Here is a 26,485-nt window from a genome sequence, read left to right on the forward strand (position 1 = left end):
CAGCCATCATTTGTGAGCTGTATGCCCGGCTTCCCAGCCCAGAATGGCGCGTTTGCGCGTCAGGCCCCAATGATAACCGGTGAGGCCACCGCTTTTGCCGACCACACGGTGGCACGGCACCACAAATGAAATCGGGTTGCGGCCGACAGCCGCACCCACAGCCCGTGCCGCAGTTGGCCTGCCAATGCTGTCGGCAATCGATGAATAGCTCGTCGCCGTACCCATTGGAATTTTCAGCAACGCTTCCCAGACCCGCACTTCAAAATCGGTTCCGATCAAAACCACGCGCAGCGGCTGGTCCGGCGCGGCCTTGGCAAAGGCCTGCGCCACAAGCGGCGCGGTTTTGTCCGGTGCGGCCACATAATCGGCCTTCGGCCAGCGCCGCGCCATATCGGCAAACGCCTCCGCTTCCCCGTCTGCATCGGCAAAGGCAAGACCAGACAGTCCGCGCTCAGTTGCCATTGCCAGGGCAATGCCGAACGGGCTGTCGTGAAAGCCGTAATAGATGGTCAGACCCTGACCTCGGGATTTGTAGGTGCCGGGCGACATGGCTTCCGCATTGACCATCAGATCATGCAGCCGCCCCGGTCCTGACAGGCCGAGATCGTAGGAGATGTCGAGAATGCTGTCCTGGCCCTGCAGCAGCCGGCGGGCATGATCCAGTGTGACACATTGCAAAAACCCTTTTGGCGACAATCCGGCCCAGCGGGTGAAGAGTTTCTGCAGATGAAACGGCGACAGACCGACCAGATCAGCCAGCGCATCGAGGCTTGGCTGATCGCGGTAATTCTGTGAAATATGCTCGATCACCCGGCGCACAATATCATAGTCCCGTGCTGCCGACAGGTCCGCGGCAGGAACCGGCATGGCATGCTCCAAATCAGCAGAATTCAATGAAAGTGTCATGGCTTCGGGTCTTTCACATCAAACACAGCATCAAAGGACCACACGGCGTGCATCCGCGCCACCCGATTCTTGAGCCGGTCGCAAAATCCGTGCGCGCGGTTTGAACTGACCACTTCGTGCGCAAGGGTCCAGCGAAGCTGTCGGAGCGGTCCGTTGACCGGGGCAAGCTCTGGCCGGCCTATATGCGAGCTTTCAACAACTTGTCCATAAATCATTGCATTGCCACAAGACTCAGGGTCGACCTGTCACGTGTCTGGCCCGCAAGGATTCCGACATGTCCCGATGCGCAGATCCGTCAAACCCGTCCGCCACATGCTCCCGATTGCGGCCATCTGACGGCACCGAAGTATTCAACACGACAATCGTACTGTTTCTTGCTAGAGTGGCATCAGAGGATCACTGTTTAACTCCGCAGTGCTTATGGATTATTCGTTTCCGGCACGGCGCGGAATTGACCTGAGACGGGGGAAAACTGCCATGTCCAACTTTCACGTGCTGACATCCGGCACTGCACAATCGCAAGCGATTGAAGTGCGCGTCATCAAACTTTCAGATGTGTTTGACGCCTTGAAGTCGGGCTGGAACGATTTCCTTCAGAAGCCATCGCACTATGCTTTTATTGTCCTGGTTTATCCTGTCATCGGCTTCGGGCTGTTTTTCTGGGCATCACGCGGCGATGCGTTGCAGTTGATCTATCCGCTGATCAGCGGGTTTGCCCTGATCGGCCCGATTGCGGCTCTGGGCCTGTACGAAATCAGCCGTCGCCTGGAACGCAACCAGGAGGCATCATGGAAAGATGCTTTTGCGGTTATCAAATCACCCGCCATACCTTCGATAATAGCGGCGGGACTGGGATTGCTGGTACTCTTTGTGGTCTGGATTTATACGGCGGAATTTATCTATACCGCAACCTTTGGGGCCGCCGCGTATTCCAGTATCGGCGCATTTGTCAATGACGTTCTGACAACCGGGCGCGGTTGGGCACTGATTACCGTTGGCAATGCGACCGGCTTCATATTTGCGGTAATTACACTGTGCACAACAGTGGTAACCTTTCCGCTTCTGCTGGACAGGGATGTCGGCACCATTGCTGCCATGAAAACATCGCTGCGTGCCGTGCAGACCAATCCGGTGCCATTGTTCGGTTGGGGATTGATTGTTGCCGCTCTGCTGGTGTTGGGTGCGTTGCCGGGACTGGTCGGTCTGATCGTGGTCCTGCCGGTTCTGGGCCATGCCACATGGCACATCTACCGCAAGCTTGTACCTGCCAGTGATCCCGTTGCAGCCGGCTGATCCGGATCACGGGGCGGTGAAGGCAATTTCCCGGGTAAAGGCTGTGTAGTCGGACTCAATTGCCATGATCGACACGAACATCAAGATGAACAGGGGTGGCAACAGGATGGCATAACTCAGTGCCAGCCGCTCCCATGCCATATGCATGAAGACCGCGACGATCAGGCCTGCCTTGAGGATCATGAACACCAGGATCAAAGACCACCTCAGCATGCCCTGCAGGCCGGCATAATCCACCGAATAGGACAACGCGCTGAGGACGAAAAGCAGTCCCCAGACAACGAAATAGAGCTTGAGCGGATGCTGTTGTCCCACATCATGTGCGCTGGCGTCGGTTTGCTGCGTCGTGTCGGCCATGACTGTTCCTTTCGCTACCACAGATAAAAGAATGCAAAGATGAAGACCCAGACCAGATCGACGAAGTGCCAGTAAAGTCCCATGATCTCGACGGCTTCATAGTCGCCTTTGCCCGATGACAACCACGATCTGCGGTCGCTATCAAACTCGCCCCGCCAGACCTTCCACGCGACAATCAGCAGAAAAATCACACCGATCGCAACATGGGTTCCGTGAAAGCCGGTGATCATGAAAAAGCTCGCGCCAAATTGCTCGGCTCCGAACGGGTTGCCCCAGGGGCGCACACCTTCATGGATGAGCTTGGACCATTCGAAAGCCTGCATGCCGACGAAGGTGGCACCCAGCAAAGCCGTCAGCACCATTAGCGCGGCGGTCATGCGCCGGGCGCGGGCATAGCCGCATTTCACCGCCATCGCCATCGTTCCGCTGCTTGAGATCAGAACGAAAGTCATGATCGCAATCAGCAGAAGCGGAAAATTAGTGCCCCCGATATTGAGCGAGAATACCTCGCTTGCGTTGGGCCACTCGCGTTGTGTCGACATGCGTGCCGACATGTAGGACAGCAGGAAAATACCGAAGATAAAGGTGTCGCTGACCAGAAGTATCCACATCATTGCCTTGCCCCAGGACACCTTTTTGAAGGCGCGCTGGTCGGAGCCCCAATCGGCAATGATGCCATCCAGCCCTTCTGGACGGTCGGTTTTGTGCAAAACGGTATCAGCCATTATTGTACCTCATGACAGCAAAGTGCTGTGGTCATCGAACATATGGTTCGCCAGGCCCATAAACAGCGCAAGCAGCCCCAACCAGACGAAAGCCAGAAAATCCCAATATATGGCGCACTGCCGGGTGCGGCGAGCAAATCGCTGTGGGTCGGTGTGGGTTTGAGTTGCGACCAGCGCCAGCACGCCAACCCCGGCAACAATATGCAAGCCGTGCAGACCACTCAGCAGATAGAAAAAGCTGGCCGCCGGACCTGTCGTCAAATTGTGTCCGGCGTCTGCCAATGCCTGCCATACCAGCAACTGGCCGACCAGAAAGCCGATGGTCGCGAGCAGGGCAAATCTCAACATCAAATGAGCGTTGCGCGGATCGTTGCGACGGGTCGCGGCAACGCTGAGATGCAGCAGCACACTGGCAAGAAGCAACACAGCTGTATTGCCCCAGATCAGTGGCGGCAGGTCGAATCCTTGCAGGCTGGCCACTTCCATCCGCATCACGAAAGCGCTGCCGAACAGCGCGAAGAGGCTGCCGATGATGGCCAGTACGACACCCAGCCAGATGCGCCCGCCAGAGGCGATTTGCAAAGCCGTCATCGCCGGGGCGGTACCTGTCTCCAACCAGGGTTTGGTCATCACTCCCTGGCGCACCAGCCAGATGCCCGAGATAACAACGACGGCTGCGATGAAGATCAGCGTGATACTCATGGCGGTGCTGTCTGGCTTGACCAGGGATCGTCCTGTGCAATGAAATCTTCAGGAGCGCCGGGGACGCTGTAATCATACGCCCATCGATAGACCAGTGGCAGATCATCACCCCAGTTGCCATGCCGCGGCGGCGTTTCAGGCGTCTGCCACTCAAGTGAGGTTGCACGCCACGGATTGCCCCCGGAGGGTTTGCCTGCCCGGGTGCTCCAGATGATGTTGTACAAGAACATGATCTGTGCGGCACCAACCACCAGCGCGGCCACGGTGATAAAGGCGTTCAGCGTTGCCACACTGTCGGGCACGAAGGCCGTATCGCCGATCTCGGGGTAGCGGCGGGGAACACCGACGAGGCCGACATAGTGCATCGGAAAGAAGATTAGATAGGTCCCGATAAAGGTCACCCAGAAATGGATCTGTCCCATCGTTTCGTTCAGCATCCGACCGGTCATCTTGGGATACCAATGATAAATTGCGCCGAAGATCACCATCAGCGGGGCCACACCCATAACCATATGAAAATGCGCCACCACGAACATCGTGTCGGACAGCGGCACATCCACCACCACATTGCCCAAAAACAAGCCTGTCAGACCGCCATTGACGAAACTGACAATGAATCCCAGCGCAAACAGCATCGGCAGCGTCAGGTGAATGTTGCCGCGCCACAGCGTCAGGACCCAGTTATAAACCTTGATGGCCGTCGGTATCGCGATGATCAGCGTGGTCGTCGCAAAGAAGAAGCCGAAATAGGGATGCATGCCGGAAACATACATATGATGCGCCCACACAATAAAGCTGAGCGCGCCGATTCCGACGATAGCCCAGACCATCATGCGATACCCGAAGATGTTCTTGCGCGCGTGCACGGCGATCAGGTCCGACACGATGCCGAAGGCGGGCAGCGCGACGATATAGACCTCCGGATGACCAAAGAACCAGAACAGGTGCTGAAACACGATCGGGCTGCCGCCGCCATAGCTCATCTGTTGGCCCATCTCGACGAGCGCAGGCATGAAAAAACTTGTGCCCAGAAGCCGGTCGAACAGCATCATTACGCAGGCGACAAACAGCGCCGGAAATGCCAGCAGCGCCATCACTGTTGCGGTAAAGATGCCCCACACCGTCAGCGGCATCCGCATCAATGTCATGCCGCGCGTGCGCGCCTGCAACACCGTCACCACATAGTTCAGACCACCCATGGTAAAGCCGATGATGAACAGGATCAGCGACACCAGCATCAGGATGATGCCGGCGTCACGCCCGCCAGGTGTGCCCGCCAGGATCGCCTGCGGCGGATAAAGCGTCCAGCCCGCACCTGTGGGACCGCCCGGAGTAAAAAAACTGGCCGCCAGAACCAGTACCGCCGCCAGATAGACCCAGTAGCTCAGCATGTTGACGAACGGAAAAACCATGTCCCGCGCGCCGACCATCAGTGGAATCAGGTAATTGCCGAATCCGCCCAGGAAAATCGCGGTCAGCAGATAGACCACCATGATCATGCCGTGCATTGTAATGAACTGGTAATAGGCTTCGGCAGAGAAAGAAAAAACCTCGGGAAAACCGAGTTGCAGACGGATCATCCACGACAGCACCAGAGCGACCATTCCAATGGCGACGGCGGTGCCGGAATACTGAATGGCGATATATTTGGCATCCTGCGAAAACACCCATTTTGACACCCAGCTATGCGCGTGGGGCGGGTGCACGTCCGGCACTTCGGCCGCAGGCACGTCCGGGTCGGTTTGATGCGTGATATCAACCATGTCTCCTCCTTGGGTCCCGGAGCGCATGGCGATACGGAACAATTGGCTATCCCATCAAGAGCCTAGGGATCTGCGGTTGCGGTCTTTACTTTCGGATTTGTGGATGCTTCTGCAAAGGTTGGCATTTCCGCCAGCCAGGACTGGTAGTCAGCTTCCTCATCTATCTGGACGGCGCCACGCATATAGCCGTGGCCCACGCCGCACAGCTCGGCACAGAGAACTTCGAACTCGCCCGTGCGGATCGGCGTAAACCAGAAATAGGTGATCATCCCCGGGACCATGTCCATTTTGGCGCGGAACTCAGGGACGTAGAAATCGTGCAGCACATCAACCGATCGCAACAGCATTTTGACTGGTTTGTCGACAGGCAGGTGAAGCGTGTCAGTATCGATGATGACGTCGTCCAGGCCGGATGGGTCTTGCGGATCTATGCCCAGAGGATTGTCGCCATCAATCAGCCGCGCACTGGAACGGCCCAGACGGCCATCCTCGCCCGGCAGCCTGTAACTCCAGGACCATTGCTGTGCAAAGACCTCAACCTCGGTCGCATCATCGGGAACAGTGACAAACTGATTCCAAACAAACAGTCCCGGGGCCAGCATTGCCACGACACCCAGCCCGGTGATGATTGTCAGCCCTACTTCAAGCCGTTTGTTTTCAGGGTTGAATTCCGCTGTTCTGCCCGGTTTGGCGCGGTAGCGCCAGACGCAGTAGGCCATGAACAGAATGACCGCGCTGAACACTGCTCCGGTGATCCAGAACGTGATGACAAGCGTCGTATCTATATAACCCCAGTTAGAAGCGATCGGCGTCCACCACCATGGACTGAACACATGAAACAGGACCGATCCGACAACAACCAGAACCAAGACTATGACTATGGCCATTTTGGCACCCCCCCGGATGTTGCCACTGCGCTCAACAAGCGTTTTGCGCGCAACGGACACAACTGCCGTCTTTCCTCTATGACAGATTTTTTTTGAAAAATCCAGATGGTCGCCGCTTACCCGCTGCGTTGGAGCGCGCCTCCGATCGGCGATATCCTCAACTCCAATGCCAGCTCTGATCGCAATCCAGCCGGTCCGGAGCGATGACAGGCCTTCAAACCAATGCCGCCGAAAGCGCCGATCAGACAGGACGGTGTTGCCGGGCTCTACCTGCCCGGCCTCGTTTTCCGTGTGGCAGAAAACAATCGGAAATGAACTCTAGGAAAAAACCGGACCCCGTGCTTTTCGCAGGGCCTCGCGCAGTGCCGTGCCAAGTGTTTCCCGGTCGCCTGGATTGAGAAAGCTGCCGATTCTGAGCGAGCGGCCATGGCTGGTGAGTGTCAGAGCTGTGACCCCTTCATCCTCCTCCCGCTCAATGGTCAGACGCACCCAGAACGGGTTGAAACAATGTTCCTCGGCAACCCCTTTGGCACTGACCTTTGTCACCTGCAACTGCTCTTGTGACAGTTCCACATCTTCATACGCCCTTGCCGACCGGTAATTCAGTTTGAAGGCGAGGTAGATTGTCAGCACGTTGAGACTGAAAAAGCAGAAAACCGGCCATGCTCCAATCCACACAAACAACAGTCCGGCGACAAAACAGATGATTGAGACAAAGGCCATCAGCACAATGAACCCTGTTCGGCCAAGCGAGCGATAGGGCGTCAGCCGTGCGGCAAAAAGAATGCTGCTTTCAGTGTATCTCATGGCAATTCCGTCATCCGGCAGGATCGCTGGGATTGTTACAAGAATAGCGCGAAACCGGCACACCAACAAAGAGACCTGATGCCGCAGATGTTGAATCACGCTGTGTTGCGCAATCTTGCCTTATCCGCCTTGAGATTTGTCAGATCCGGCGTCATGGTGCTGCCGCAACCGGAGTGATCGGAATATGGTGAAAGTAACGGCCAGAAAAAAGCCGCAAAAACGTTCGCGGTTGAAACCTGCCGAACGGCAGGAGATGTTTGACCGTTTCTGCCGCGCTGACCCGGAGCCGAAAGGCGAGCTGGACTATGTCAATGTGTTTACGTTGCTGGTGGCGGTTGTGCTGTCAGCGCAGGCCACTGATGTTGGTGTCAACCGGGCGACGAAGGACCTGTTTATCATTGCCGATACGCCGCAAAAGATGCTGGTGCTGGGTGAGGACAGAGTGCGCGAAGCGATCAGAACCATCGGGCTTTACCGCAACAAGGCCAAAAACGTCATTGCACTTTGCAAAAAGCTGATTGCCGATTTTGGTGGCGAAGTTCCCGCTGACCGGGATCTGCTGGAAACGTTGCCCGGCGTCGGGCGCAAGACGGCAAATGTGGTGATGAACATTGCATTTGGCGAGCCGACCATTGCGGTTGATACCCACTTGTTCCGCGTTTCAAACCGCACCGGGCTGGCCCCCGGCAAGACACCGCTTGATGTTGAACTGCTTCTGGAAAAATCCATCCCGCGCGAACATCTGCTGCATGCCCATCACTGGCTCATTCTGCATGGCCGCTATGTCTGCAAGGCGCGCCGCCCGGATTGCGGCAAATGCCTGATCCGCGATCTGTGCCGCTATCCGGCCAAGACCCTGGACTGATGTTTGCCGTCCAGCCGTTTGAAGACATGCACCATGAAAGCGGTGGCAAACAGCGGCGTCAGAAGGTTCAGCAGCGGCACCGCCAGAAGCAGGGCGATGATCAGCCCGGACAGCATCACCGTGGTGGCATGGCGGCTGCGCAGGGCATTGGCTTCGCTTTCAGAATAGAATCGCATCGCGACAAACTGAAAATACTCGCGGCCAAGCAGGTAGCCATTGGCAACAAAAAAGATGATCAGATTGATGCCCGGAACCAGCAGCAGAAACAGCGCCACCACATTGACCGCCACCACCAGCAGCAAAAACCGAGCCGAGAGAATGATTGACCGGCCGACCGGCATTGCAGCACCCGGCGTATCCTGTGGATAATCGCGCGCTTCGACGGCCTCAGAAATATCATCCAGAAACAGGCCGGCAAATACGCTCATCACCGGTGCAATCAAAAAACCGGCGCCAAGCAACAGGCCAAATCCGGTCAGAAAGGCAATAGCCGTATCCACCCAGGGTGAACTGACGGCGATGAAACTGTCGGCCAGATTCTGCAACAGAACCACAAATGCGATCAGCATCAGCACTGTCAGCCCCAGGGATTTCCAGAACACATTGCGAAAGCGGGGCGACAGGATTTGCGAAAAGGCACGGCCGGCGGCGGAAAAAAGCATTGGTTTACGGTTCCAGAGGTTGGCAATGGCTGGTTTTTGGAGGATTTCCTGTTACTAAGAACGGGACATAGGCACATCCTGCCCCGTTCACAATTCATAATTGCCAAATAATACCGGACTCTCTTATGACCGACCGTTTTGACCACCATGTGCTCGGCATTGGCAATGCCATTGTCGATGTACTGAGCCTGACTGATGACGCCTTTCTGGTCAGCGAGGGGCTCGCCAAAGGCAGCATGAACCTGATTGATACTGAACGCGCCGAAGCGCTTTACGCTGCCATGGGCGCGGCCACCGAAGCCTCTGGCGGCTCGGCTGGTAATACGGTCGCGGCAATTGGCAGTCTGGGCGGCCAGGGCGCGTTTTTCGGCAAGGTGTGTGACGATACGCTGGGCCGGTTCTACCGCCATGACATGCGCGCAATGGGCATGACCTTCGATACCGCGCCGCTGCCGCCGGACGCTACGCCGACAGCCCGTTCGATGATCCTGATAACGCCCGATGGCGAGCGCACCATGAACACCTATCTGGGCGCCTGTGTCGAATTGGGACCGGATGATATCGACGAGAAAATTGTTGCTGGCAGCGCAATTGCCTATTTTGAGGGCTATCTGTGGGACCCGCCCATGGCGAAGGATGCGTTCCGCAAGGCGGCCGATATTTCTCACGCCCATGGGCGCAAGGTATCCATCACCCTGTCGGACTCGTTTTGCGTAGACCGCTGGCGCGATGAATTTCTCAGCCTCATCAAGGATGGATCAGTTGATATTCTGCTCGCCAATGATGCCGAGATCAAAGCGCTGTACCAGACAGCGGATCTGGATACGGCGCTGAGGGCCATTCAGGTGGATTGTCCGCTGACAGCGGTGACCCACAGCGAAAAGGGCTGTCATGTCATCAGTTCCGACGGAATTGTCCCGGTGCCGACAACACCGGTCGAGCGCCTCATCGATACCACAGGTGCCGGCGATATGTTCGCCGCCGGGTTTCTTTATGGCCACGCCCTTGGTCTGCCCAATGAAGCCGCTGCTGCCATCGGCAATCTTGCTGCGGGCGAAGTGCTCGGCCATATCGGGCCGCGGCCGCAACGCAATCTCCATCAACTGGCGCAGCAGGCCGGGCTTTTATAAAGATGGCGCTTTGTAGAGGCTGACAGATGTCAGCTGAGCCCGGTACTGCCGAAACCGCCGCTGCCGCGCTCGGTTTCATCCAGGCGCGCCACCTCCACCAGTCCGGCCTGCATCACCGGGGCAATCACCATTTGCGCAATGCGCATACCGCGGCTGATCTCAAACGCCATCTTGCCGTGGTTGATCAGCAGCACCTTTATCTCGCCGCGATAGTCCGCATCAATCGTGCCGGGCGCATTCAGCACCGTGACCAGATGTTTGGCCGCAAGGCCGGAGCGGGGCCGCACCTGCGCTTCAAATCCCGCTGGCAGCGCCATCGCAATACCGGTGGGAATGCTTGCGGCCGCTCCCGGTTCCAGCACCACCAGCGCATCAGCCGGGCTGGCGGACACCAGATCGAAGCCTGCCGCATAGGCGCTCTGATAGGCCGGCAGCGGCAGATCCGCCCCATGTGGCAGACGCATGATGTCGATGTTGATACTCATATTTGAAAACGCCCCGATGCAAATGGCTTCATTGAAAATGCTGGATAATCTCTGACATCAAACGCTCGGCCACGGCCTGCTTGCCGGCCTGCGGCCAGGCCTCTATGCCGCTATCCCTGATCAGATGCACTGCGTTGTGATCGCCGCCCATCACGCCCTCCTGCGAGACGTCATTGGCCACCAGCCAGTCACAGCCCTTGCGCAGCCGCTTTGATGTCGCATTGTCGATCAGATTGTCGGTTTCAGCGGCAAAGCCGATCACCAGCGCCGGACGCGGATCAGACTGTTGCGCGACATAGGCCAGAATATCCGGGTTTTCGGTCAGCTCCAGCGCGGCCGGTTTGCCGCTGCCGTCCTTTTTCTGCTTGCGGTCCGCTTCATGGGTTGCACGCCAGTCGGCCACGGCGGCGCACATGATCGCAATATCAGCCGGCAGAGCCTCGATGACGGCCTGCTTCATCTGCCGCGCGGTCTGAACGCTGACCAGTTTAACACCGTCAGGGGCGGCAATATCAACCGGTCCGGAAACCAGGGTGACTTTGGCCCCGGCGGCCTGCGCCGCGCGGGCAATCGCATAGCCCTGCTTTCCCGACGAGCGGTTGGCAATGTAGCGCACCGGGTCTATCGGTTCATGGGTTGGTCCTGCGGTAATCAGCACATGTTTGCCGGATAGAGGCCCGGCTTTCGGCACGCCGAGAATTGCCTGCACAGCCTCAAGAATTTCGTCCGGCTCCGCCATCCGGCCTGTGCCGGCCTCATTTGCTTCCGCCATTTCGCCAGCCATAGGTCCGACAAATTGCACGCCATCTTCCGCCAGCTGCGCCCGGTTGCGCCGCGTCGCCGGATGCTCCCACATATTTGGATTCATGCCGGGTGCCAGCAGCACCGGCTTGTCATTTGCCAGCAGCGTGGCGCTTGCCAGATCATCTGCCAGACCATGGCTCATCTTGGCCATCAGATCCGCCGTCGCCGGTGCCACGACCACAATATCGGCCTGTCGTGAAAGCCGGATATGACCCACATCCATGTCTTCCTGGCGGTCGAACAGGTCGCTGTAAAGCCGGCCTTTCGCCAGGGTGGAGACACTGAGCGGGGTAACGAAATGCTGGGCTGCCCCGGTCATGACAACGCTGATTTCAAAACCGCGATCCTGCGCCCGGCGAATCAGCTCCAGGGTTTTGTAGGCAGCAATTCCGCCACCAATGATAAGCAGGATTTTCTTGGGGTTCATGGGTTTGCAGGCCTTCCGCTCAAATCCAGTCAATCAGAACACATAAGCCAGCGCAACTGCGGCCACTGAGAGGGCCACCACCGCAAGGGCAACACGGCTGGCGCGGGTTTCACGGGCCTGATATTTTGCCAGAAGCTGCAGGCTTCTGTCATCCAGTCTCAGCCCGTTTGCCGCCATCTCATCCAGCGCCTGTGAGGCATGGGCGGCGCGGTCGGCGAGGGCCGGCAATTCGTTGATAAGGCGGCCAAGCGATGACAGCCCACTGGCCGCCTGATCGATTTTTGCACCCGGCCCTAGATTTCGCGTCAGCCAGTCGCGCAACACCGGTTCGGAAGCCGTCCACATATCGAAGCTGCTGTCGAGCGAGCGTGACACGCCTTCCACAACGACCATCGTCTTTTGCAGCATCAGCAATTCCGTGCGGGTCTGCATGTCAAACAATTCGGTGATTTCAAACAGCAGGCCGAGCAGCTTGGCCATGGAAATATCCTGGGCGGACTGGCCGTGAATCGGCTCGCCCACGGCCCGCAACGCTTGGGCAAAGTCAGCGACCGACTGGGTCGCAGGCACGTAGCCCGCTTCAAAATGCACTTCTGCAACGCGCAGATAATCGCGTTTGATGAACCCGTAGAGAATTTCAGCAAGGAATTTGCGCTCCTTCGGGCCGATCCGCCCCATGATGCCGAAATCTATCGCCACGATACGGCTCTGCGCATCGACGAACAGGTTGCCCTGATGCATATCCGCGTGGAAAAATCCGTGATTGAGAGCATGACGCAGAAAGATCTGGATCAGATTGGTCGCCAGAGCCGACGTGTTGTGCCCGGCAGCTTTGAGGGCATCCAGTTCGGTCAGTTTCAGCCCGTCGATCCAGTCGATCGTCAGCACATCCCGTCCGGTCCGGTCCCAGTCAACTGCCGGAACCGCGAAATGCGGATCATCGACGGCAATGTCGGCCATTTCCGACAGGGCGGCGGCTTCGATGCGCAGATCCATTTCCATGGTCACGCTGCGTGCCAGCGTATCGACCACCGCGACCGGCCGCAGCCGCCGGCTTGACGGGTCGAGGCGCTGCAGCAGCCGCGCTGCCGCATAGAAACTTTCAAGATCCTTGTGGAATCGCTGCCGCACATCGGGGCGCAGCACCTTTACGGCAACCTGTTTGTCGCTTTCAGTATCCCCGTCTCTGGTCGCGGCCTTGTGGACCTGGGCAATCGAGGCTGCCGCCACCGGCGCGCTGAAGCTGCGATAAAGCTGGTCCACCGTTCTGTTGAGATTGCTCTCAATGATCTGCCGGGCCGTCGCGTCTGCAAAAGGCGGCACCTCATCGCGCAATTTCCCCAGGCCATCGGCAATGTCGGGCCCGACGATATCGGGCCGCGTAGCCAGAAACTGGCCAAGTTTGATATAGGACGGGCCAAGCCGGTTGAGAGCTGCGTTAAGCCGGTCGCCCTTGCTTTTATGGTCGACGTCCCGCGGTGCGATCAGATCGGCACACCACAGCACGATCCGAGCCCCAAGCGGCGCGTCCTCGCGCGGCAACAGGCTGAAGACGCCTTCCCGCGCCAGCACGAAACCGGCTTTGACAAGGCGCAGATAGGCAAGCGGTGCTGACACGAAACTCAGATCCTACAATTTCCAACCGGAATGGATGGCGGCAACTCCGCCGGTGAGGTTGCGATGGGTGACGCGGGAAAAACCCTGATCGGCAATGATCTGCTCAAAGCGGGCCTGATTCGGGAATTTGCGGATCGATTCCACCAGATACTGGTAACTGTCCCGGTCATTGGTCACCAACTCGCCCATCAGCGGGATGGCGTTGAAGGAATAGGCTTCATAAATCCTGTCCATCACCGGAATGTCGACTTTCGAGAATTCCAGACAGAGGAAGCGCCCGCCGCGTTTCAAAACCCGGTGAGCTTCCTGAACAGCCTGCGCCAGCCGGGGCACATTGCGAATGCCGAAGGCGATTGTGTAAGCATCGAAGCAATTGTCGGCAAACGGCAATTGCTCTGCATTGCCTTCGACAAACTCAACCTGATCTGCAAGCTGCTGCTTTGCCGCCCGGTCGGCGCCGACGGCCAGCATCGAGCTGTTGATATCACACACGGTGATGTGCGCGGAACTGCCGGCGCGGTTGGCGATCCGGAAAGCGATATCGCCCGTGCCGCCGGCTGCATCCAGAACCCGGTAGGGCCGGCTCCTGGGCGGTGCCAGCATGGAGATCATCGCATCCTTCCAAAGCCTGTGCAGGCCTGCGGACATCACATCATTCATCAGATCATAGCGTCTGGCGACCTTGTGAAACACGTCATCAACGCGCGCCTGCTTATGCCCGCGTGCCACGGACTTGTAGCCGAATGATGTCTCCATTCCTGCTGGATCGATGGTCGGTTCAGGTGCATTTGCGTTTGTCGGCATGATGATATTGTCACATCCGTGCAAGGGTGGAAATTTATCTTAGGGGTCCGGGTCCAATCGGGATAGCGTATTCATGCTGTATAGAAAACCCAAATCCTGAGAACATAAGACAGGGAAGGCCGGATGCCTGTGCAGGATGTGCGAAACGGCAGGCAGGCTTTCTCTAAAATATCCCGTTTAAGTCCGGACCTTTAGCTCATATATAGCAAAAACCGCGCGCCACCATGCAAAACTGACAACAATATTGAGAGGCCGAATTGCCGGAATTGCCAGAAGTCGAAACCGTACGGCGCGGATTGCAGCCGATTCTGGAAGGCCGGCGCATTGTCCGACTGGAGCAGCGCCGCGCCAATCTTCGCTTTCCGTTTTCACCGAATTTTGCCGAACGGGTCGAAGGCCGTACCGTAACCTCGCTGGCCCGGCGGGCAAAGTATCTGCTGGCTGATCTGACCGGCGATGAAGTTCTGGTGATGCATCTGGGCATGTCTGGCTCGTTCCGCATTGACGCCCCGCAAGGCACGGAGAGTCCTGGCAGCTTTCATCATCAGCGCGCGAAGCTGAGCCGCCATGATCATGTCGTGTTTCACGTCGAGGATGGCTCAACCATCACCTATAATGATCCGCGCCGTTTCGGCTTCATGCTGCTGATTGAGCGTGCAGAACTCGCCGACCACGCCTTGTTCGCAAAAATGGGAATTGAGCCGCTCGGCAACGCTCTGACACCTCAATATCTTGCCGGAAAATTCAGCGGCAAAACCACCAGCCTGAAGGCGGCGTTGCTGGATCAGCGCAATGTTGTCGGACTTGGCAATATCTATGTCGCCGAGGCGCTGTGGCGCGCCGGGTTGTCGCCCAAACGCAGCGCCGGCAGCCTGGTCACCCGGACTGGGCGGCCAAGGAAGCATCTTGAACCGCTGATTGGGACCATTCGCGCAGTGCTTCACGAAGCCATCGAAGCAGGTGGCTCGTCCCTGCGCGACCACGCCCGGACCGATGGCAGTCTGGGCTATTTTCAGCACCGCTTTTCCGTTTATGACCGCGAGCATGTTGCCTGTTCGCGGCCCGGTTGCGCCGGCACGATTGAAAAATTCACCCAGAACGGGCGCTCGACTTACTGGTGCCCGGCCTGTCAGCGCTGACCCGACTCACCGCCCGTGACGGCTTTCGTCAGCGGAATGACCGGCGCTGATGCCGGCGCTGATGTCGGCGCTGGCGTCGCGGGCTGCACTGTTATCTCGCCCATTTCCAGGTCCTCGATCCTCTGGCCTCTGCGCACCACCTTGCTGGTGGAAATCAGAATGTCGTCAATATCCTTGTTGGCCTGACGGAAATGGGTCTGCAACTTGTTGACGCGGTCGTCCAGCCGCAGAGTATCATCCCGCAAAGCCGCCACTTCGGCCTGAATGACATGGGCCAGTTCACGCATCCGCGCGTCTTTCAGGATCGCCTGCACGACCTGAATAGACAGCATCAGCAGCGATGGCGAGACGATCACGATCCGGGAGCGGTGCGCACGTTTCACAAGGTCTTCAAATTGTTCATGGATAGCGGCGAACACCGATTCTGACGGCACGAACATGAAGGCCGTGTCCTGGGTTTCGCCTTTGATGAAATATTTGTCGGCAATCGCCCGGATATGCACATCCACATCGCGCTTGAAGCGCGCTGTGGCTTCTTTCTGCGCCGGCAGATCCGCCGTCTCCTGCAGCATATTATAGGCTTCCAGCGGAAATTTGGCATCGATCACCAGGCTGGGTGCATCATTCGGCATGAAAACGAGGCAGTCGGGCTTGGTGTTGTTGGACAGCGACGACTGAAACGAATAGGCCCCGGTCGGAAGCCCGTCGGCGATGATTGTTTCCATCCGCATCTGGCCGAAGGCGCCGCGCGTCTGCTTGTTGGCCAGAATCTGCTGCAACTGCACCACCTGGCCGGACAATTCGGTGATGTTGGTCTGCGCCCGGTCAATCACCGCCAGCCGTTCCTGCAGTTTCGACAGGCTCTCCTGCGTGCCCTTGCTGCTTTCACTGACCGAGCTGTTGAGACGCTGGCCCATACCGTCGAGCCGTTCATTGACCGCGCGCATCAATTCGCTCTGCCGGTTTGACAGCACATCCGACATGGTGCGGACCTGACCGGTAATTTCACTTTGGGTGCGCGACATATCCTGCAGACGCGATTCCAGCTCCTGAGCGCGGCGCTGGGCTTCTTCGAGCACTTTCATCTGCTGCATTCTGGATGTGCGCATGGCGCGCAGCAGCAGCCAACCGAACAGCAGCAGGGCCGCAAGCCCGGCAATCAGCAGATCGCGGCCGAGAAAAATGATGTCGCCAAATTGAAAAACAGGATCAAGCATGACTTTTCATATCTGATTCGCAGCGCCTTGGGGCAAACTGCATTGACCCGACTGCCGCAATTCCTTATCTCGTCTGCGAGAGTAAAAGGACAAGACTATGGCAGTTCAGAATCTGGTCATCTTGCCGGATGATCAGCTGCGCAGTATCTCTGAGCCGGTTGATGATTTCGGTGATGACCTGCAGACCCTGGTGGAAAATATGCTGGAGACCATGTATGAGGCTCCCGGCATCGGCCTCGCTGCGATCCAGATCGGCGTGCCGAAACGCGTCGTCACGATTGACTGCTCGCGCGATGAAGAGCCGAAAAACCCGATTTTCCTGATCAACCCGCAGATCGTCTGGACCTCACGGGAGTCATCGGTCTACGAGGAAGGCTGCCTGTCGATTCCGGAATATTTTGAGGAAGTGACGCGGCCCAGCGCCTGCCGGGTCCAATTTTACGACCGCACCGGTCAGCGCCAGGAGCTGGAGACGGACGGATTACTCGCCACCTGTGTGCAGCACGAAGTTGACCATCTCAACGGTGTGTTGTTTATCGATTATATCTCCAAATTGAAGCGTGATCGGGTGGTGAAGAAATTTACCAAGGCGCTGAAACAGAAATCCGCCTGACCGGCTGGAAACCAGGGATTTTCAAAAATGCCATTGCGCGTTGTTTTTATGGGCACGCCGGACTTTGCGGTTGCTACTCTCATGCAGATCGTGGGAGCGGGTCATCAGGTCGTGGCCTGTTACAGCCAGCCACCGCGCAAGGCGGATCGCGGCATGGAATCGCGGAAATCACCGGTGCACAAGATGGCCGAGTCGTTCCAGATACCGGTGCAGACACCTACAACCCTGAAGGACAGCATTGCTCAGTCGATTTTCAAGGGCCACAAGGCCGATGTGGCCGTTGTCGTGGCCTATGGCCAGTTGCTGCCAAAGCATATTCTGCTGGCACCCAAACATGGCTGTCTCAATCTGCACGCCTCCAAACTGCCACGCTGGCGGGGGGCTGCTCCGATTCAGCGGGCATTGATGACGGGTGACACTGAAACCGCTGTTGCTGTCATGAAAATGGATGAGGGGCTCGACACCGGGCCGATCGCCATGGAGGAAATCGTGCCAATTGATCTGAACACCACAGCCGGGGATTTGCATGATCAATTGTCTATCTTGGGCAGCGACCTGATTCTGGAAGCTCTGGAACAATTGGAAACGAAGGCTCTGACGTTGACCGAACAGAAGAAAACCGGCGTCACCTATGCCAACAAGATTTCAAAATATGAAACCCGCATCAAATGGAGCCGTAACGCCAAAGACGTCCACAACCATATTCGCGGCATTTCTCCTTACCCCGGTGCCTGGTGTGAATTTGAAGCCGGTAGTGTAAAGGAACGGTTGAAAATTCTGCGCAGCAGAAAGATGGAAGGCGAGGGCGAGCCGGGCGAAATTCTTGACAATCAGCTGACCATTGCCTGCGGCAGCGGCGCCGTCCGTCTGGAACAGGTCCAGCGGGCCGGCAAGAAACCCATGAGTGCAGAAGAATTTCTCAATGGCGCGCCGATCGGCAAAGGCGCGGTTCTTTTATAGAATATGCCCCGCTACAAGCTTACAATCGAATATGATGGTGCGTCCTATTCGGGCTGGCAGCGCCAGCCTGGCAGGTCTTCAATTCAGGCCAGTCTGGAAGCGGCAGTTAAAAAATTCTGCGGTGAAGAACCCGTCATTCGCGGTGCCGGGCGCACCGATGCCGGGGTTCATGCTCTGGGCCAGGTTGCACATCTTGATCTGTCGGTGTCGCACCCGCCTGACAAGGTCCGAGATGCTCTGAACTTTCATCTGAAACGCGAACAGATCGCCATTCTCGCAGCAGCCCGGGTGGATGATGATTTTGACGCACGGTTTTCCGCGGTGCGGCGTCATTATCTGTATCGCATTCAAAGCCGCAGGGCGCGCAGCATTTTGAGCCAGGGCCGTGTCTGGTGGGCGCCAAGGTCGCTTGATGCCGGGGCCATGCATGACGCGGCGCAAAGACTGACCGGCCATCACGACTTCACAACCTTTCGCGCCACTGACTGCCAGGCAAAGAGCCCGGTCAAGACGCTCGATCTGATCAAGGTCGAAACAGTCGGTGGTGAAGTCCATATCCGCGTTTCGGCTCTGTCGTTTCTGCACAACCAGATACGGTCCTTTGCCGGATCTTTGAAACTGGTGGGTGAAGGGCGCTGGACGGCCGATGACCTGCAGGCCGCGCTGGAAGCCAGAAACCGGCGCGCCTGTGGTCCTGTCGCTCCGCCCTGGGGCCTGTATCTGCAACGGGTTGACTACAAACAGTCGGACGAAAAGACCTGATAGTTCTGTCCGGCGGCTCCGATTTCGGGCTTGGCTGACAGAGGATATCCGCTGCGATAAAGTGGCGTTACCAGACTATACCAGGCCGGTAATTCCTGACCTGCAGACGTGAGATGAACAACTGAACGGCCTGGTCTTTTCTCTGCTGACCCAAGGGAGGGCAAATTCTTATGCGACGCGATGACACAGAATATCATTGCGGCTTTCCGACAGCGTAAATTCCAGTTCCGAAGATGGCTTCGGCACTGCGAAATAGTAGCCTTGCACTTCCGTACAGCCGGCCGCCCGTAATTCCATGAATTGCTCTTCCGTTTCAACGCCTTCAGCCGTAGTGCATATATCAAGACTGCGGCCTAGCCCGGCAATCAGCTTGATGATCGACCGGCTGTCTGCCCGCGTGTTCAAATCGCGAACGAAACTCTTGTCTATCTTGATCTTGTCGAACGGGAAACGGGCGAGATAGCTGAGTGACGAATAGCCTGTTCCGAAATCATCCATGGCTATGCGCACTCCAAGATCCCGCAGCTGATGCAAAATCGCCAGTGTCTGTTCGCTTTCGATCAGCAGGATCGATTCGGTTATTTCCAGCTCCAGCCGGGATGCGGCGAGGCCGGAGGTCGCAAGAGCCTCGGAAATGGTATCCACCAATGTGCTGGACCGGAACTGGATCGCCGACAGATTGACTGCCAGACTGAGGCTGTTCGGCCATTTCGCTGCCAGCGCGCAGGAGCGCGCAAGGACAAGCTCTGAAATCGGGGTGATGAGACCAATATCTTCAGCCACCGGAATAAAATCGATTGGAGGAACATATCCGCGATGGGGATGGTTCCATCTCACCAATGCCTCAAAACCGCAGATTTCCTCGTCATGGACATTGACGATGGGTTGAAAGAAAACTTCAAACTCGCCGTCCGCGAGCGCCCGCCGCAAATCCTTTTCCATGGTCTTGCGTGCCTGAAGTTCAAGGTCCATTTCGGTCTGGAACAGGCAGTATGAACCCCTGCCATTTGCCTTGGACCGATACAACGCCAGATCAGCATGTTTGAGCAATTGGTCGGGATCTGCAGATCCATCCGATAAGGCGATCCCGATACTGCCGCCAATCACGATATCCTGGCCTTCAATAATATAGGGCTGGCTGATCGCCTCCAGAATCGCAGCTGCAAATAATTCATGGTCGTCTATACCGGATGAAATGTCGCGCAATATGGCAAATTCGTCGCCGCCCATACGGGCAACGATATCGCTGTTTTCAGCGCAGTCGATCAGTCGGTCGGCCACGCGACCCAGTAACTTATCTCCGATGTCGTGCCCCAGCGTGTCGTTGACTTCCTTGAACAGATCCAGATCCAGCGAAAAGAATGCGACTGGAATGGCAGGCGTCGCATTGTGGCTCAGCAGATCGGCCAGTTTTTCCTGCAGCAGGTTGCGGTTAACCAGTCCCGTCAACGTATCGAAATGTGCCATATAGGCCAGCTTGCGTTCCGTCTGTCGGCGCTCGGTGATATCTTCATAGGTCGCGACCCATCCACCGGAGTCGAGCGGTTGGTGCGAGATCAGAAATGCTCTTCCTTCGTCATGATCCAGCACAAATGTCATGCTGCGCCGCTGTTGGGCAATCTGGCGCTGGTGATCATAGATATGCAGAAACGCCTGGAAATTTCCCCGCTTGCCTGTACTGGTTTCGATATCGTGAATCACTTCCCCGGGTGAAAAATACTCTCTCGGGATGCCAAACAACTCCAGGAAACGGTCATTGCAGACAATAAGACGGCCGTTTGAGTCGATCATGCAAAGACCTTGAGACATATTGTTCAAAGCTGCATCAAAATGACTGTTGCTGAGTTGAAGTTCGGCCGAGGTTCCGTGCAGGTCTTCGGCCAGTCGTCTCAAGTTGCCCTGCGCGTTGCCAAGCATCGTGTTATGCCTCAACAGCAGGACGATGAGGACAATTCCGCAAAGGATCAGACCGCCCGCAAGCGAAGAAAACAGGATTTGAAGTTGAATCAACTCGCGCTGGTCTTCTGCCACCATTTTTGCGCCAAAATGATTTGCCGCAGACGCTAATGATAACAGGGGTCTTTCGAAGGAAGAAAGCAATTCAAGCGCATCAACGACCGTCTTGCTTGCCGGAGCATTGCTCAACATGGTTTCGACGACGTTCATGCTTTCGGTCAGATCTCTGATAACCGCCAGCCGTGCCGAATCTCGCTTCAGGAAATCTCCCGCTGCGCCGCTTTGCAATGTCTTGAGACGGCCGATCAGGATATCGAACCGAAGCCGTACTTCCTCAAGATCGACGCCGCTTCCTTCCACGTTCAGAGCGGCCAGACGCTGTTCAAGTCGCAAAAATTCAGACACCGACTGACTGACATACCAGGCGGTATTGTAGCGAGAAACCTCTTGCAGTGCCGCCTGACGTTCAAATGTCAAAACGGAAATGTAAGTGGTCGCCAGCACGAAGCAACTGACGATCGCCACCAGCCAAAACTTCATACTACGCAAAGATATCATCTGACCCTAAACCTCGTGACTGCCGCACCCAAAGCCTCTATTCGACCACGATGGTCGAGAGTTGCCAGGCCGACCGGCCATAATAAACCTGGCTCTGGAGCTCGGCTTTGCTGTCATAGGGGTAAATGATGAACAACGGTCCCTTGTCGCGAACCGGCATGTATTCGCCATTCTTCTTGATCGCCAGAATGACCTTGTGCTTGGAGAAGTCCGACATCGGAATTTGGGTTGTATAATCATTCAACGCTATGGCCTGGACGTTCATTCCATCAGCCCCGACAAGTTGCATCAACTCGTCCATAGCCACCCCTTCGAAGGTGACGACGCCATCATCCCACGGGGTTTTGGTTGCCACGACGACTTGTTTCAGCGCCTCAAGCATGTCCCGGTCAAACTCGGCACGGTCCTGGCTGTTTGTATTCTGAATGTTGCCGGAAATAGTCAGGATAGTTTTTCCCTGTGGAGACGGAAGCGATTCGGCGTTTGCCATATGCGCGGCCCAACCCGCAACCACGCCAAAAACTGCGACACGAGTTAAACTCGAGATTAATTGTCCCCACATATTACAACTCCCGTAAATAACAATATTAATCGAAATTTGTAAGATGCAGGAAATAACAACACGTAAATTATGGCACGCAGGATAAGTAGTCGGTTAATTTTAAGTTAACTAGTTCTGTTGTAATTCGTTGATACGTTGTTCGCTGCGTATTTATATCTGTTTCAGGCACGGAGTTATGAGGATGGCCTTGTGAACGTTCAACCGAAAGATTTGAATTTGGCACACCTTTGCAACGAAGCTCTCGGTGAAATCGGTGAAGCCGAGCGCACGAAGATGCGGCTGCGTGCTGCAGAAAAAATGCGGGAATTGTTCGATATCCTTCATATCGACCACAAAAACGATCACAATACCCGGGACACTCCGGAAAGAGTGGCCAAGATGCTGGTCGATGACCTGCTGCATGGCCGCTATACAGCACCGCCCGCCATTACATGTTTCGATAACGCCAACCGATATGAACAGCTGATAGTTACCGGGCCGATCACAGTGCGATCCACATGCGCCCATCATATGATGCCAATTTATGGCCATGCCTTTATCGGTGTCGTGCCAAGCTCTGATGGCGAGATTATCGGCCTTTCCAAATATGATCGTATCGTCGAATATTTCAGCTCAAGACTGCAGATACAGGAAGAACTGGTCCAGCAGATCGGTGATTACCTCGTCGCCCAGACCAATCCGAAAGGCCTGGCCGTTCGTGTCAGTGCCGTGCATATGTGCAGGACCCATCGCGGTGTGCGCGCCTCGCAGGACGGCCGGATGGTGAACGCATTTTATCACGGTGATATGCAAAGCGACCTGACTCTGCGGAAAGAATTTCTCGACGAATGCCGGGCGCTGGAGCAACTGAGCAGATAGCGTTTGGTCCGCATGCAGGCTGCAGCGGGGCCCAGGGCTGCGCAGAAGTGCTGTCTCGTTGACAAGGGTATAATCTCTATGAACCACAATTCGCCAGTCGTGAGTCCAGCCGTTGCAACCGGTGCCGCGCCGCGCAGAATCTACAGATCGACGAAAACCTATGACCATCAGGAAGGGCTCTCCTGTTGTTTTCGGCAGTGGCGCGCATCTCATTCACATTGCCAGTTAATTCATGGCTATGCTCTGGCCTTCAGATTTGTATTTGCCACTCACGAACTGGACCAGCACAATTGGTGCTTCGATTTCGGTGGATTGAAACCGGTCAAGGCGTGGCTGAAGCAAATGTTTGATCACACTTTGCTGTTGGCGGAGGATGATCCTCAACTACCTGTCTTTGAGGGTCTCGCGAACGCCGGCCTGGCCGATTTACGGATAATGCCGGCAGTAGGTTGCGAGGCAACTGCACAATATGTGTTTGATTACGTTAGCCAGTTCCTGACAGAACAGACCCAGAAACGGGTCTGGCTGGAAAGCGTCGAAGTCCGCGAACATGGCGGCAACTCCGCAATCTATTCGATCCTCTGAACCGGCGGCGTTCAAGCCTTCGTTCGGGCCTTCGTGCGGGCCAGATAGACAGTCTGGACAAAATCCCGGTGCTGCAGCGGATTGTGAAAGCTGACCTTTTCGGCCGAAGCGCTGTCAAAAATTTCAGCCAGTCTGGCGGTGAATTCCGCATCAGGCGGATCATTTGACCAGAGGCCGAAAACACCGCCTGGCTTCAGGTGCCGCGCCAGCTTTTGCAGGCCTTCAGGCTGATAGAAACCGGCATTTTGCGGATCCAGCAGAAAGTCCGGCGAATGGTCGATATCAACCAGAACCCCATCAAATCTGCGGCCGGGCGCAGTTGGATCGAAGCCGATTTCCGAAGCCGCCATTGCAAAGAAATCGCCAAGCTCAAAGTGGCAGCGCGGGTCGCCTGTCAGCCCGGACCCGAGAGGCAGCAGGCCGGAGCGGTGCCAGTCAATGATGGCATCCAGCGCCTCCACCACGACGAGGCATCCGACCTTTTCGTGGCGCAGCACAGCTTGTGCAGTGTAACCAAGGCCAAGACCTCCGACCACAATCTCCAGATCGCCACCGCTCAATTGCGCCAGACCCAGATCAGCCAGCGCGATTTCCGAGACGGTAAACAGGTCCGACATCAGGAATTCATCGCCCAGTTTGATCTCCAGGACATCGACATTCAGTGCCGGATCGCGGCGCCGTCGCAGACTGAGATCGCCGATCGGGGTCGCCCTGTAGGCAAGTTCTTCAAATGCTGAACTCATCACAGGCAGCCTTTCCGGTCGGACGCGGGATCAGGCAAAATATACCTCCAGAAATCTGCGATAAATCCGGCTCAGAGCCGTCAGATCATCAATTGCTACGCGCTCATCGACTTGATGCATGGTTTGGCCGACAAGCCCGAATTCCACAACCGGGCAATAATCTTTGATGAATCGTGCGTCCGAAGTGCCGCCCCCTGTCGACAGCTCCGGCTTGCGCCCGGTAACGAAGTGCACTGCATCGCTCAACGCATTGATCAGCGTGTCGGAACGGGTCAGAAAGCTGTCAGACAGATTGCCGATAAATTCAAGATCGTATGAGATCGGAGCCTTGTCAGCACCGCGGAAGCGATTGTCGAGGACCGCCTGATCCAGTCTGCTGGTCAGTTCTGCCGCAATGGTCTGAGGCGTCCATTCATCATTGAAGCGTACATTGAACAGCGCAGAAATACTGGCTGGCGTCACATTCGAGGTTTCGTTTCCCGAATCGATACTGGTGATTTCCAGATTGGTCGGCTGAAAGCGCTGATTGCCGCTATCCAGTGCCGGTTCCATCAGGGCGGAAAGCAGGCCGGTGATGCTGCGCACCGGATTATCTGACAAATGCGGATAGGCAACATGGCCCTGGACGCCGTTCACCGTCAGCCGCGCCGAAATCGAGCCCCGCCGGCCGACTTTGATGGTATCGCCCAAGACTGAAGGATTGGTTGGCTCGCCGACGATGCAATGATCGAATACCACGCCATTGTCGGCACACCATTGCAGCAGCTTGACAGTGCCATTGACCGCCGGCCCCTCTTCATCGCCGGTAATCAAAAACGAAATTCTGCCTTTGAAGTCCGGGTGATCTGCAAGATATTCCAGCGCTGCCGCTGCAAAACAGGCGATCCCGCCCTTCATGTCAACGGCACCTCGCCCGTACACAACACCGTCTTCAATGTCCCCCACAAAGGGCTCATGGGACCAGTCCGCCAGGCTTCCGGGCGGCACGACATCCGTGTGACCGGCAAAAACAAAATGCGGACCACCGGACCCGAAGCCTGCATACAGGTTTTCAACCGCAGGACTGTTGGCATCGTCAAAGCGCATGCGGGAGATGTCAAAACCGGCAGGTTCCAGCAACGCCTGAAGCACCGACAGGGCACCGCCTTCATCCGGAGTGATGGACGGACATTTGATCAGGTCCTGCAGTATCTTGACGGCAGTCTGGTTTGACATGGCGGTTGCTGGCCTGCTGGTAAGCGATCAAACTGCTCTAGCATCAGGTGCCGGGTGAAGAAAGTCCGAAGGGCGTGTTTTTGCCGCCGACAGCAGCGCCGTTGCAGATTAACTGCAACCTCATCGTGGTGGTGCCGGGCCATATTTGTTGGATTGGTTTTGACCTTTCAACAGGCCCAGCACGACAAATGCGAAGAGGCCAATCGCAGGAAACAGAAATACCGCCGCCACAATGCCAGGCCAGCCCAGATCGTGCAGGCGCTTCACCGAGATGGCAAACGTCACATAGAGCGACGCCAGCAGGACCAGCATGAAAGATGGCATCAATGTCTCAGGAAAATGCATCTGTCCGTCCTGAGTCATCTCCACCGAATCGCCGAATACCACTCTGAACGTCACCAGCGAAATGCCCAGCAGAACCGCATTGGCCCACCAGTATTCTTCGCGGTTGATGCGTCCGGAAAACCGAAACAGCGCCCACAGCACACCGTTTGTTCCCGCGTTCTTGTCTGATTGCTGTAAATCCGCCATTTGCGATCTCACACCCTTATTCAGGACCTGCCTGGCTGAGAGGCAGGCCATATCTGTTTTCTGTCATCTGTCCCTTACTGAACCCTATTTTGAGCCAGAATAAGAAGCCCAGCAGCGGAATAAACAATAACACCGCAAGACCACCGGGCCAGCCGATATCGTGCACACGTTTGACCGCAACACATATACCGAAGAACCAGATAATCTGCAGCAGGACCGCAATGCCGAGCACAGCAGCGGTGGAGGCTTCCGGCTCATCCAGACCACCGCTGCGGTCTATGATAAACACTGCTGCCACGAAAAACGCCAGAAGGCTGAGTTGAGCCCACCAGTATTCGCGCCGGGAAATGCGGCCATAGAAGCTGAAAAACATCCAGAACAGATTGCGCTTGAGTGGTTTTGTGTTCATGCCGGGATTTTGTCAATTGGGTTCCGGCCCTGGACGATAATTTATGCATGTCGGGCCATTCGATACAGACTGGAATGTCGAGCCAATCGATCAGTTCAGTCAAGGCCGGTCTGCTGAAGCAACCCGTGAACCATTTTAAATCG

Annotated in this window: 28 protein-coding genes; 9 read left to right on the forward strand and 19 right to left on the reverse strand. The window is 56.4% G+C overall.

The genetic code is table 11. The features are described from left to right. Nucleotides 1-6: 6 nt before the first annotated feature. The gene (locus tag RAL88_RS13785) at nucleotides 7-867 is read right to left on the reverse strand and encodes a bifunctional helix-turn-helix domain-containing protein/methylated-DNA--[protein]-cysteine S-methyltransferase (RefSeq protein ID WP_306269692.1); all 861 of its coding nucleotides are present in this window, start codon (nucleotides 865-867) and stop codon (nucleotides 7-9) included. 516 nt (nucleotides 868-1,383) lie between these two features. On the opposite strand from RAL88_RS13785, the gene RAL88_RS13790 reads away from it, so the two are divergent. Then, on the forward strand, nucleotides 1,384-2,199 hold the full coding sequence (locus tag RAL88_RS13790) for a DUF2189 domain-containing protein (protein WP_306264259.1): 816 nt from the start codon (nucleotides 1,384-1,386) through the stop codon (nucleotides 2,197-2,199). 6 nt (nucleotides 2,200-2,205) lie between these two features. On the opposite strand, the gene RAL88_RS13795 is transcribed toward RAL88_RS13790, so the two are convergent. The 6 genes from RAL88_RS13795 to RAL88_RS13820 form a co-directional block, all read right to left on the reverse strand. Next, nucleotides 2,206-2,556 (reverse strand): cytochrome C oxidase subunit IV family protein, encoded by a 351-nt coding sequence (locus tag RAL88_RS13795; RefSeq protein ID WP_306264261.1) that lies wholly within the window; start codon nucleotides 2,554-2,556, stop codon nucleotides 2,206-2,208. Nucleotides 2,557-2,570: 14 nt separating this feature from the next. Further along, nucleotides 2,571-3,281, reverse strand: coding sequence for a heme-copper oxidase subunit III family protein (locus RAL88_RS13800; RefSeq protein ID WP_306264262.1), 711 nt, complete (start codon nucleotides 3,279-3,281; stop codon nucleotides 2,571-2,573). A gap of 9 nt (nucleotides 3,282-3,290) precedes the next feature. Further along, on the reverse strand, nucleotides 3,291-3,983 hold the full coding sequence (locus tag RAL88_RS13805; protein WP_306264264.1) for a cytochrome c oxidase subunit 3: 693 nt from the start codon (nucleotides 3,981-3,983) through the stop codon (nucleotides 3,291-3,293). Continuing rightward, entirely contained in the window at nucleotides 3,980-5,746 is a 1,767-nt protein-coding gene (locus RAL88_RS13810; protein WP_306264265.1) for a cbb3-type cytochrome c oxidase subunit I, read from the reverse strand. Before RAL88_RS13810 ends, RAL88_RS13805 begins: the two co-directional genes overlap by 4 nt. Before the next feature lie 62 nt (nucleotides 5,747-5,808). After that, nucleotides 5,809-6,633, reverse strand: coding sequence for a cytochrome c oxidase subunit II (locus RAL88_RS13815; protein ID WP_306264267.1), 825 nt, complete (start codon nucleotides 6,631-6,633; stop codon nucleotides 5,809-5,811). A 318-nt stretch (nucleotides 6,634-6,951) separates the two neighbouring features. After that, nucleotides 6,952-7,440, reverse strand: a complete 489-nt coding sequence (locus RAL88_RS13820) for a DUF2244 domain-containing protein (protein WP_306264269.1) — start codon at nucleotides 7,438-7,440, stop codon at nucleotides 6,952-6,954. A gap of 184 nt (nucleotides 7,441-7,624) precedes the next feature. Here RAL88_RS13820 and nth point away from each other — a divergent pair, with 184 nt between their 5' ends. Then, the gene (nth, locus tag RAL88_RS13825; protein ID WP_306264271.1) at nucleotides 7,625-8,305 is read left to right on the forward strand and encodes an endonuclease III; all 681 of its coding nucleotides are present in this window, start codon (nucleotides 7,625-7,627) and stop codon (nucleotides 8,303-8,305) included. On the opposite strand, the gene RAL88_RS13830 is transcribed toward nth, so the two are convergent. After that, entirely contained in the window at nucleotides 8,281-8,967 is a 687-nt protein-coding gene (locus RAL88_RS13830; RefSeq protein WP_306264273.1) for a sulfate transporter family protein, read from the reverse strand. The genes nth and RAL88_RS13830 overlap by 25 nt on opposite strands. Nucleotides 8,968-9,092: 125 nt before the next feature. Here RAL88_RS13830 and RAL88_RS13835 point away from each other — a divergent pair, with 125 nt between their 5' ends. Then, nucleotides 9,093-10,097 carry an adenosine kinase gene (locus RAL88_RS13835; RefSeq protein ID WP_306264275.1) on the forward strand — a complete coding sequence of 335 codons (1,005 nt, stop codon included), beginning with the start codon at nucleotides 9,093-9,095 and terminating at the stop codon, nucleotides 10,095-10,097. A 29-nt stretch (nucleotides 10,098-10,126) separates the two neighbouring features. On the opposite strand, the gene dut is transcribed toward RAL88_RS13835, so the two are convergent. The 4 genes from dut to ubiE are packed head-to-tail and all read right to left on the reverse strand — an operon-like array spanning nucleotide 10,127 to nucleotide 14,234. Then, nucleotides 10,127-10,582, reverse strand: coding sequence for a dUTP diphosphatase (gene dut, locus RAL88_RS13840; protein WP_306264277.1), 456 nt, complete (start codon nucleotides 10,580-10,582; stop codon nucleotides 10,127-10,129). 28 nt (nucleotides 10,583-10,610) lie between these two features. After that, on the reverse strand, nucleotides 10,611-11,813 hold the full coding sequence (coaBC, locus tag RAL88_RS13845; protein ID WP_306264279.1) for a bifunctional phosphopantothenoylcysteine decarboxylase/phosphopantothenate--cysteine ligase CoaBC: 1,203 nt from the start codon (nucleotides 11,811-11,813) through the stop codon (nucleotides 10,611-10,613). A gap of 33 nt (nucleotides 11,814-11,846) precedes the next feature. Continuing rightward, nucleotides 11,847-13,430: a 2-polyprenylphenol 6-hydroxylase gene (gene ubiB, locus RAL88_RS13850; RefSeq protein ID WP_306264281.1), complete on the reverse strand. Its 1,584-nt coding sequence runs from the start codon at nucleotides 13,428-13,430 to the stop codon at nucleotides 11,847-11,849. 12 nt (nucleotides 13,431-13,442) lie between these two features. Continuing rightward, entirely contained in the window at nucleotides 13,443-14,234 is a 792-nt protein-coding gene (gene ubiE / locus RAL88_RS13855) for a bifunctional demethylmenaquinone methyltransferase/2-methoxy-6-polyprenyl-1,4-benzoquinol methylase UbiE (protein WP_306264283.1), read from the reverse strand. Between the two features lie 257 nt (nucleotides 14,235-14,491). On the opposite strand from ubiE, the gene mutM reads away from it, so the two are divergent. After that, the gene (mutM, locus tag RAL88_RS13860) at nucleotides 14,492-15,373 is read left to right on the forward strand and encodes a bifunctional DNA-formamidopyrimidine glycosylase/DNA-(apurinic or apyrimidinic site) lyase (RefSeq protein WP_306264284.1); all 882 of its coding nucleotides are present in this window, start codon (nucleotides 14,492-14,494) and stop codon (nucleotides 15,371-15,373) included. On the opposite strand, the gene RAL88_RS13865 is transcribed toward mutM, so the two are convergent. Then, a complete protein-coding gene (locus tag RAL88_RS13865) occupies nucleotides 15,364-16,590 on the reverse strand; it encodes a DNA recombination protein RmuC (RefSeq protein ID WP_306264287.1) in 1,227 nt (408 codons plus the stop codon). The genes mutM and RAL88_RS13865 overlap by 10 nt on opposite strands. A gap of 97 nt (nucleotides 16,591-16,687) precedes the next feature. On the opposite strand from RAL88_RS13865, the gene def reads away from it, so the two are divergent. From def to truA, 3 genes are read left to right on the forward strand one after another with little or no spacing between them, the layout of a single operon-like run. Beyond that, nucleotides 16,688-17,203, forward strand: a complete 516-nt coding sequence (gene def, locus RAL88_RS13870) for a peptide deformylase (RefSeq protein ID WP_306264288.1) — start codon at nucleotides 16,688-16,690, stop codon at nucleotides 17,201-17,203. A gap of 27 nt (nucleotides 17,204-17,230) precedes the next feature. Then, nucleotides 17,231-18,163: a methionyl-tRNA formyltransferase gene (gene fmt / locus RAL88_RS13875; protein ID WP_306264290.1), complete on the forward strand. Its 933-nt coding sequence runs from the start codon at nucleotides 17,231-17,233 to the stop codon at nucleotides 18,161-18,163. Nucleotides 18,164-18,166: 3 nt separating this feature from the next. Next, nucleotides 18,167-18,925, forward strand: coding sequence for a tRNA pseudouridine(38-40) synthase TruA (gene truA, locus RAL88_RS13880; protein WP_306264292.1), 759 nt, complete (start codon nucleotides 18,167-18,169; stop codon nucleotides 18,923-18,925). Between the two features lie 168 nt (nucleotides 18,926-19,093). Here truA and RAL88_RS13885 read toward each other — a convergent pair whose 3' ends face one another. Then, nucleotides 19,094-21,421, reverse strand: coding sequence for a bifunctional diguanylate cyclase/phosphodiesterase (locus tag RAL88_RS13885; protein ID WP_306264294.1), 2,328 nt, complete (start codon nucleotides 21,419-21,421; stop codon nucleotides 19,094-19,096). Nucleotides 21,422-21,476: 55 nt separating this feature from the next. After that, nucleotides 21,477-21,929 carry a molybdopterin-dependent oxidoreductase gene (locus RAL88_RS13890; protein ID WP_306264295.1) on the reverse strand — a complete coding sequence of 151 codons (453 nt, stop codon included), beginning with the start codon at nucleotides 21,927-21,929 and terminating at the stop codon, nucleotides 21,477-21,479. Between the two features lie 288 nt (nucleotides 21,930-22,217). Here RAL88_RS13890 and folE point away from each other — a divergent pair, with 288 nt between their 5' ends. Both folE and RAL88_RS13900 read left to right on the forward strand, forming a co-directional pair. Continuing rightward, a complete protein-coding gene (gene folE / locus RAL88_RS13895) occupies nucleotides 22,218-22,859 on the forward strand; it encodes a GTP cyclohydrolase I (RefSeq protein ID WP_306264296.1) in 642 nt (213 codons plus the stop codon). A gap of 78 nt (nucleotides 22,860-22,937) precedes the next feature. Next, complete coding sequence (locus RAL88_RS13900; protein ID WP_306264298.1) at nucleotides 22,938-23,444, forward strand: 6-carboxytetrahydropterin synthase; 507 nt, start codon at nucleotides 22,938-22,940, stop codon at nucleotides 23,442-23,444. Between the two features lie 11 nt (nucleotides 23,445-23,455). Here the strand turns inward: RAL88_RS13900 and RAL88_RS13905 are convergent, their stop codons facing one another. From RAL88_RS13905 to RAL88_RS13920, 4 genes are all read right to left on the reverse strand, one after another. After that, entirely contained in the window at nucleotides 23,456-24,187 is a 732-nt protein-coding gene (locus tag RAL88_RS13905; RefSeq protein WP_306264299.1) for a spermidine synthase, read from the reverse strand. 30 nt (nucleotides 24,188-24,217) lie between these two features. Beyond that, the gene (dapE, locus tag RAL88_RS13910) at nucleotides 24,218-25,402 is read right to left on the reverse strand and encodes a succinyl-diaminopimelate desuccinylase (RefSeq protein ID WP_306264301.1); all 1,185 of its coding nucleotides are present in this window, start codon (nucleotides 25,400-25,402) and stop codon (nucleotides 24,218-24,220) included. 120 nt (nucleotides 25,403-25,522) lie between these two features. Next, a complete protein-coding gene (locus RAL88_RS13915; protein WP_306264303.1) occupies nucleotides 25,523-25,933 on the reverse strand; it encodes a DUF805 domain-containing protein in 411 nt (136 codons plus the stop codon). A gap of 16 nt (nucleotides 25,934-25,949) precedes the next feature. Beyond that, a complete protein-coding gene (locus RAL88_RS13920; protein ID WP_306264304.1) occupies nucleotides 25,950-26,342 on the reverse strand; it encodes a DUF805 domain-containing protein in 393 nt (130 codons plus the stop codon). Between the last annotated feature and the right edge of the window lie 143 nt (nucleotides 26,343-26,485).

Origin of the sequence: Pararhizobium sp. IMCC3301 (assembly GCF_030758315.1) — a bacterium.
GTDB lineage: Bacteria > Pseudomonadota > Alphaproteobacteria > Rhizobiales.